Genomic DNA, 8,321 nt, shown 5'->3' on the forward strand with positions numbered 1-8,321 from the left:
GTCACGGGTCAACATTTGCCAACGTTAATTTCCAAAGGGAGGAAACAATGAAAACCAAGGCAATTAAAGCAGCGCTTCTGCTTGGCACGATGGTAGCGGTCGCAAGCCCTGCCGCAGCCGAATTCCACGACCGCACGATCCGGATTTCCAACGGTGTCGCCGAGAACCACCCGGTGCATAATGGCGTCGATGCGATGCAGCAGTGTCTTGACGACAAGACCGGCGGCAAGATGAAGCTTCAGGCTTACTGGAGCGGTTCGCTTGGCGGCGACCTTCAGGCGACCCAGGCGCTTCGCTCGGGCACGCTCGACGCGGTGGTGACCTCGTCCTCGCCGCTTGTCGGGATCGAACCAGCGCTCGGTGTGTTTGATCTGCCGTTCCTGTTCCAGACCAACGAGGAAGCCTACGCCGTCATGGATGGCGATTTCGGCAAGTTCCTGAATGACAAGCTGGCCGACAAAGGGCTGGTCAACCTCGCCTATTGGGAGAACGGGTTCCGTAACGTGTCGAACTCGAAGCGTCCGATCACCAAGTGGGAAGACCTCAAGGGCATCAAGATCCGCGTGATGCAGAACAATATCTTCCTTGACACTTTCGACAATCTCGGTGCCAACGCGACGCCGATGGCCTTCGGCGAAGTGTTCTCTGCACTGGAGACCGGCGCGATCGATGCACAGGAAAACCCCTATGTCACGATCGACACTTCGAAGTTCTACGAAGTGCAGAAATATATCAGCGAGACGAAGCACGCGTATACGCCCTTCCTCTTCCTGTTCTCGAAGCCGATCTTCGATACGTTCGATCCCGACGAACAGGATGCGCTGCGCACCTGTGCAGTCAAGGGCGGCTCAGTCGAGCGCAACGTGATCCAGGATCTCAACAAGAAATCGCTCGAGAAGATGGAAAAGGCCGGGATCAAGTTCAACAAAGTCTCGCCTGAAGAGCTGGCTCGCATGCGTGAGAAGTCGCAGGTCGTCTACGACAAGCACCGCGACGAAATCGGTGGCGACGTCATCGATCGGGTGCAGAAGACGATCGACGGGCTTCGCTCCGAGAAGAAAGCGAGCAGCAACTGAGGCTGCGTAATGTAGTCTCAAGCTGATCCGCCCATTCCCTCGGGCGGATCAAGAGGCGGGCCATGTCCTCCGGCCCGCCTCTCCCTTTTTGGTCACGACACGGACACGAGGATAGGGCGATGAACACATTCGATCTCTCAGGCAAAACCGCACTGGTCACCGGCTCGTCTCGCGGTCTGGGCAGAACCTTCGCGGAGGCGCTGGCGGCCGCGGGCGCGCACGTGGTGCTCAACGGGCTTGATGCCGCACGGCTCGAGCAGACTCGAAAGGAAATGATCGAACAATGCTACGACGTGAGCGCCGCGGCCTTCGACGTCTCCGACGAGGCCGCCGTGCGCGCGGCGTTCGAGAGGCTCGACGCGGAGGGGCGCACCCCGGACATTCTGGTGAACAATGCCGGTATCCAGTTGCGCCGTCCGATGTTGGAACTGAGCGCGGCGGACTGGCAGCGCGTGCTCGATACCAACCTGACCTCTGCATTCCTTTGTGGCCGCGAAGCAGCTTCGCGGATGATCGCGAAAGGGGGCGGCAAGATCATCAATATCGGCTCGCTGATGAGCGACCTCGCCCGCGTCACGGTCGCGCCCTACACGGTCGCCAAAGGGGGCGTCAAAATGCTGACGCGGTCGATGGCGGCGGAGTGGGCCGGCTCGAACATTCAAGCGAACGCCATCGGACCCGGCTACATGATGACCGACATGACGCGCCCGCTTCAGGAAGATCAGGATTTCGACAGCTGGGTCCGCGGGCGCACACCCGCCGGGCGCTGGGGAAAGCCCGAGGAATTGCAGGGCGCGGTGGTATTTCTCGCCTCGTCGGCCTCGGATTTCGTGAACGGACAAATCCTCTACATCGACGGCGGCATGACGGCGGTTCTTTGAAACCGCGCGCATTGAACGAAGGGTCTCTGCGACGCCGTTCTGCGTCGGGCCCGGTGACGAATTAACAAGGAGACATCATGACCTTCACCCCGCACGGACAACACCTGATCGCCGGCGAATGGATCGGCACCGACAAAACGTTCTCTTCCGACCCAGCCCATGGGCCGAGCCATGAGTTCTGCGTCGGCACGGTCGAGATGGTGAACGCCGCCTGCGAGGCAGCCGAAGAGGCGTTCTGGGACTACGGCTATTCGAGCCGTGAGACCCGCGCTAAGTTCCTCGAGACTATCGCCGACGAGATCGACGCACGCGGCGAGGCGATCACCGAGATCGGCACGCAGGAAACCGGCCTCCCCGAGGCGCGCCTGAATGGCGAGCGCGGGCGCACCACCGGTCAGCTGCGGATGTTTGCAGAGCATATCCGCAAGGGCGACTACCTCGACCGGCGCCACGACAAGGCGCTGCCCGATCGCCAGCCGCTGCCGCGTCCGGATCTGCGGATGATCCAGCGTCCCATCGGCCCGGTCGCGGTGTTCGGCGCGTCGAACTTCCCGCTCGCGTTTTCGACGGCGGGCGGCGACACGGCCTCGGCGCTGGCGGCGGGCTGCCCGGTCGTGGTGAAGGGCCATCCGGCGCATCCCGGCACCGGAGAGATCGTGGCCGAAGCGATTAAGGCCGCCGTCGAGAAATGCGGAATGCCCAAGGGCGTGTTCAGCCTCGTCCAAGGCGGCTCGCATGATGTGGGGCAGGGGCTGGTGCAGCACCCGCTGATCAAGGCGGTCGGCTTCACCGGCAGCTTGGGCGGCGGCAAGGCGCTTTACGACCTTTGCGCGCAGCGTCCCGAGCCGATCCCCTTTTTCGGCGAACTGGGCTCGGTCAACCCGATGTTCATGTTGCCGGAAGCGATTGCGGCGCGCGGTGAGGATCTGGGCGTGGGCTGGGCGGCCTCGCTGATGATGGGGGCGGGCCAGTTCTGCACCAATCCCGGTATTGTCGTTGTACGGGAAGGCTCCGACGGCGAGAGTTTCGTGAACGCGGCTCTCGCAGCGCTCGAGGCCGGTGGCTCGCAGGTCATGCTGACCGACGGCATCGCCGAAGCCTATACCAAGGGCGCCGCGCGGTTCGAGGAGGCCGGAGGCGTTCAGCAATTGCTCACTCAGGTCTGTGACCGGCGCGAGGCCAAGCCCTACCTGTTCCGCGTCTCCGCCGCCGATTGGCTGGAGAACGAAGTTCTCTCCGAGGAAGTCTTCGGCCCGCTTGGTCTGATCGTGACCGTCAAGGATGACGACGAGATGGAGAAGGTCGCGCGCAGCTTCTCGGGGCAGCTGACCGCGACGCTCCATATGGATGACGGCGATGCGGCGCTGGCCGGGCGCCTTCTGCCGGTGCTGGAGCGCAAGGCGGGCCGGGTCCTCGCGAATGGGTTCCCGACCGGCGTGGAGGTCTGCGACGCGATGGTTCATGGCGGGCCGTATCCGGCGTCCACGAATTTCGGCGCGACCAGCGTCGGCACGCTCGCGATCCGGCGCTTCCTCCGGCCTGTTTGTTTCCAGAACATTCCCGAGAACCTCTTGCCCGAAGACCTGCAGGGGTGAGAGGCTTCCGCAAATCGCGGGAGGATTCATATGAGCGTGTTTGACGACAGGGTTTGCGAACTGGGGGAGGGGCCGTTCTGGCATCCCGAGCGAAGCCAGTTCTTCTGGTTCGATATCCTGAACCGCAAGCTGCTGACGCGCGATGCCAATGGCCCGCTCGAATGGCAGTTCGAGGGCATGGCCTCGGCGGCAGGCTGGGTGGATCGCGAGCGGATGATCCTCGCGACCGAGACCGGCCTGTCGGTGTTCCACATCGGCGAGGGCACGCTCGAGCCGCTCGTCGAAGTGGAGGCCGACGATCCCGGCACCCGCTCGAATGACGGGCGGGCGGATCGGCAGGGTGGCTTCTGGTTCGGCACGATGGGCAAAGAGGCCGAGCGCGGGCGCGGCACGATCTATCGCTATTACCGGGGTGAACTGCGCCGGCTCGTCTCGGGGATTTCGATCCCCAACGCGATCTGCTTCACGCTCGACGGTCGCACGGCCTATTTCGCGGATACGCCTAGCCGGAAGGTCTGGTGTCAGTCGCTCGATGCGGAGGGATGGCCCGAGGGCGAACGTCGGCTGTTTCTCGATCTGTCATCCGAGGGCCTCTATCCCGACGGCGCGGTGGTCGATGCCGAGGGCGGTCTCTGGTGTGCGCTTTGGAGTTCGGGGCGGGTGGCCCGTTTCGAAGCGGAAGGCCGCATGACCCATCATCTCGATCTGCCGGGGAAGAACAGCACCTGTCCGGCCTTCGGGGGCGCCGATATGCGCGACGTGCTGGTCACGAGCGCGCTGGAGGGGATGACCGATCCCGATGCGGATCAGGGGCTGTCCCATCTGCTGCGCGCGCCGATCGTCGGTGTGCCCGAGCCGCGCGTGATCTTGTGAGCCCCGCCGCGAGTCAGATCGTGCGGCATCCGCTCGCCGCACGCCGACTCTGAGTCGCGAAGGCAGGGCAATCTGGCCTTCGCGACCGCTTCGTGACACCGAAACCGTCACAAAAATCGCCTGCGGACTGTCATTTTCTCGGCGAAATTTACGTAAGGGTCGGCTGAAAACGCCCTTGCCTCGCGGCGTCGCGATTTTGGCGTGATGGCCAGACGCGTGTGAAAGCGTCTTGTTCCCTGCCATTTCAGGGGCTTTCGCACAGCGGGGATCGTGATCCCGAAGCCCCTAAAACCGCCAGATTATCACGCCCTGTCACGCAATCGCGACTGTTACATAGCTGTCAAAAAGCCCCGTCATGAGTGCACCCAGCGGACGGGACGAGTTTCGTTACCGCGTTCATAGCTTCCGAATTCTGACAGCGAGGACTGTTCAATGTTCATCACCCGCCTCACCCTCACCGCCGCGATTGCCGGTGCGACGCTGGCTTCGGCCGCCGCGGTGCAGGCCGCCGACATCTCCGGCGCCGGCGCGACCTTCCCCTATCCGATCTACTCGGCCTGGGCGAAAACCTACAAAGAGAAGACGGGCACGGGCCTCAACTATCAGGCCATCGGCTCGGGCGGCGGCATCAAGCAAATCGAATCCCGCACCGTGACCTTCGGCGCCTCGGACAAACCGCTGGGCGGCGACGAGCTGGAGAAGAACACGCTGGTTCAGTTCCCGACCGTCATGGGCGGCATCGTCCCGGTCGTGAACGTCGAAGGCATCAAGCCGGGCGAGCTGGTTCTCGACGGCGAGACGCTGGCGAAAATCTACGAAGGCAAGATCACCAAGTGGAACGATCCGGCCATCGCCAAGCTCAACGAAGGCGTGAAGCTCCCCGACGCGGCGATCGCCGTCGTCCACCGTTCGGACGGTTCGGGCACGACCTTCAACTACACCTATTACCTCGCCTCGGTCGACGAGACCTGGAAGAACGACATCGGCGTCTCGACCGCTGTCGAATGGCCGGTGGGTCTTGGCGCCAAGGGTAACCAGGGCGTGGCTGCGAACGTCGATCAGACGAAGAACTCGATCGGTTATGTCGAATATGCCTACGCGCTGCAGAACAACATGACCTACACGGACATGATCAACAAAGCAGGCAAGAAAGTCGCGCCGAAGGCCGAAGCCTTCGCCGCTGCTGCCGCCAATGCCGACTGGTCGAGCCAGCCGGGCTTCGGCGTCATCCTCGCCAACCAGCCGGGCGACAAGACCTGGCCGATGACCGCGGCGACCTTCATCCTGATGCACAAGGATGCCAAGGACGGTGCGGCTTCGACCGAAGCGCTGAAGTTCTTCGATTGGGCTTATGCGAACGGCGGCGACGCGGCGGCCAAGCTGGACTACATCCCGATGCCCGAAAACGTCGTGGCTCAGATCAAGAAAGAATGGGGTCAGATCAAAGGCAAGGACGGCAAAGCTGTCTGGTCGATGAACCACTGATCTTTCTTTCCATAAACACCTACGGGGGAGGGCTGCATCTGCGGCCCTCCCTTTCTGCGATTTTGAGTGGAGTGCGCGATGACGGCGACAAGCGATTACGACAGCGGCGTGAAGAGCACGCGCCCGGTGGCCCAGTCCGACCGGATATTCGGCTCTTTGACGCTGGCCGCCGCGGTGGTGGTGCTGCTGGTTCTTCTGGGCGTGTTCGCCTCGCTCGTCATGGGGGCGTGGCCGGCGTTTAAGGAATACGGGCTGCCGTTCCTGTGGACCGCGAAATGGAACCCGGTGACCGACAAGTTCGGCGCGCTGGCGCCGCTTTACGGCACGGTCGTCACCTCGATCATCGCGATGGTCATCGCGGTGCCGGTGGGGCTTGGCATCGCGATTTTCCTGACCGAGACCTGCCCGCGCGTGTTGCGCCGCCCACTTGGGATCGCGATCGAGTTGCTCGCCGGCATTCCCTCGATCATCTACGGCATCTGGGGCCTCTTCGTCTTCGCGCCCTTCATGCAGAGCTATATCCAGCCCTTCCTGATCGACACGCTGGGCCATGTCCCGGTGATCGGCACTCTCTTCGCGGGCCCGCCCTACGGGATCGGGATGCTGACCGCGGGGCTGATCCTCGCGATGATGATCCTGCCCTTCATCGCCTCGCTCGCGCGCGACATCTTCCAGACGGTGCCGCCGATGCTGCGTGAAAGTGCCTATGGCATGGGCATGACCCGCTGGGAGGTGAACCGCCATATCGTGATCCCGCATGTGCGCACCGCGCTGGTGGGCGGCATCATGCTGTCGCTTGGCCGCGCGCTGGGCGAGACGATGGCCGTGACCTTCGTGATCGGCAACGCGCATCGCATCTCGGGCTCGATCCTCGCGCCGGGCACCACGATCTCGGCGGCGATCGCCAACGAATTCACCGAGGCCACGACGCCGATCTACACCTCGTCGCTTATCGCGCTGGGTCTCGTTCTGTTCATCCTCACCTTCATCGTGCTTGCCGCAGCCCAGTGGATGCTCAAGCGCATGAAGCAAAAGTCGGGAGCGTAAGACATGGCTTCGATGACCCGCAGAAAGACCGTCAACGCGGTGATGATGACGCTGTCCACGGGGGCGGCGGCGCTCGGCCTCTTCGTGCTGGCCGTGATCCTGCTCTACCTGCTCTACAAGGGGGCGAGCGCGCTGAACCTTTCCGTCTTCACGCAAGACACGCCCTCGCCGATGGAGCCGGGGGGCTTGCGCAATGCGATCCTCGGCTCGGTGATCATGTCAGTGATCGCGGTGGCGATCGGGACGCCGATCGGCATCCTCGCCGGAACCTACATGGCCGAATACGGGCGCTATGCGAAGCTGTCCAAAGTGATCCGCTTCGTGAATGACATCCTGCTGTCGGCGCCCTCGATCATCGTGGGCCTTTTTGTCTATCAGGTGCTCGTCGTCAGCCTCGGGCATTTCTCGGCGCTGGCGGGCTCGGTCGCGCTGGCGATCCTCGTGATCCCGATCGTCGTGCGCACCACCGAGGACATGCTGCGCCTCGTGCCCGACCAGCTGCGCGAGGCGGGGCTCGCTATGGGCTGGCCGCGCTGGATCGTGATCCGCACGGTCGCCTACAAGGCGGCGATGGCGGGGATCGTGACCGGCGTGCTGCTGGCCATCGCCCGGATTTCGGGCGAGACCGCGCCGCTTCTCTTCACGGCGCTGTCCAACAACTTCTTCAGTCTCGATCTGACGCAGCCGATGGCCTCGCTGCCGATCACCATCTTCCAATTCGCGCTTTCGCCCTATGACAACTGGCAGGCCCTTGCATGGGCAGGCGCACTTCTCATCACCGTCGCAGTGCTGGCGCTGTCGATTGTCGCCCGCCTCGTCACCTCCAAGAAGGAGAAACACTGATGGACACCCTCACTCGCGAACGCTCGCCGATGACCTTCGACGGGGTGGATCCCGCGCCGAAACCGCGCATCTCGATCAAGAACCTCGATTTCTTCTACGGCGATTTCAAAGCCCTGAAATCGATCAATCTCGATCTGCCCGAGAACCGCGTGACCGCCTTCATCGGGCCGTCGGGTTGCGGCAAGTCCACGCTCTTGCGCGTGCTCAACCGGATGTATGACCTCTATCCGAAGCAGACCGCGACGGGGGAGGTGCTGCTCGATGGCGAGAATGTCCTCGGCAAGAAGGTCGATCTGAACCGGCTGCGCGCGAAAGTGGGCATGGTGTTCCAGAAACCCACGCCCTTCCCGATGACGATCCACGAGAATATCGCCTTCGGGCTGCGCCTCGCGAATTACGCGAAATCCGAGATCGACGACCGGGTGCAGGCGGCGCTGAAAGGCGCGGCGCTCTGGGACGAGGTGAAGGACAAGCTGCAAAGCTCGGGCCAGTCTCTCTCGGGCGGTCAGCAGCAGCGCCTG

General features: G+C 63.1%; 8 protein-coding genes. All 8 read left to right on the forward strand.

All coding sequences use genetic code 11. The features are described from left to right. Positions 1 to 47: 47 nt before the first annotated feature. The gene (locus B3D39_RS01465) at positions 48 to 1,076 is read left to right on the forward strand and encodes a TRAP transporter substrate-binding protein (RefSeq protein WP_078545523.1); all 1,029 of its coding nucleotides are present in this window, start codon (positions 48 to 50) and stop codon (positions 1,074 to 1,076) included. 62 nt (positions 1,077 to 1,138) lie between these two features. Next, positions 1,139 to 1,957 carry an SDR family oxidoreductase gene (locus B3D39_RS01470; RefSeq protein WP_286789307.1) on the forward strand — a complete coding sequence of 273 codons (819 nt, stop codon included), beginning with the start codon at positions 1,139 to 1,141 and terminating at the stop codon, positions 1,955 to 1,957. 77 nt (positions 1,958 to 2,034) lie between these two features. Then, on the forward strand, positions 2,035 to 3,552 hold the full coding sequence (locus tag B3D39_RS01475; RefSeq protein ID WP_286789308.1) for an aldehyde dehydrogenase (NADP(+)): 1,518 nt from the start codon (positions 2,035 to 2,037) through the stop codon (positions 3,550 to 3,552). 24 nt (positions 3,553 to 3,576) lie between these two features. After that, positions 3,577 to 4,425: an SMP-30/gluconolactonase/LRE family protein gene (locus tag B3D39_RS01480; protein WP_286789310.1), complete on the forward strand. Its 849-nt coding sequence runs from the start codon at positions 3,577 to 3,579 to the stop codon at positions 4,423 to 4,425. A 432-nt stretch (positions 4,426 to 4,857) separates the two neighbouring features. Continuing rightward, positions 4,858 to 5,910 (forward strand): phosphate ABC transporter substrate-binding protein PstS, encoded by a 1,053-nt coding sequence (gene pstS / locus B3D39_RS01485; RefSeq protein WP_078570086.1) that lies wholly within the window; start codon positions 4,858 to 4,860, stop codon positions 5,908 to 5,910. Positions 5,911 to 5,988: 78 nt separating this feature from the next. Then, complete coding sequence (gene pstC / locus B3D39_RS01490; RefSeq protein ID WP_078570087.1) at positions 5,989 to 6,957, forward strand: phosphate ABC transporter permease subunit PstC; 969 nt, start codon at positions 5,989 to 5,991, stop codon at positions 6,955 to 6,957. Positions 6,958 to 6,960: 3 nt separating this feature from the next. Further along, entirely contained in the window at positions 6,961 to 7,800 is an 840-nt protein-coding gene (gene pstA / locus B3D39_RS01495) for a phosphate ABC transporter permease PstA (RefSeq protein WP_098411667.1), read from the forward strand. Then, the coding region (locus B3D39_RS01500; RefSeq protein WP_286789309.1) for a phosphate ABC transporter ATP-binding protein at positions 7,800 to 8,321 on the forward strand (522 nt) is incomplete at its 3' end. The genes pstA and B3D39_RS01500, both read left to right, overlap by 1 nt.

Source organism: Thioclava sp. UBA3469 (assembly GCF_002378135.1).
GTDB lineage: Bacteria > Pseudomonadota > Alphaproteobacteria > Rhodobacterales > Rhodobacteraceae > Thioclava > Thioclava sediminum.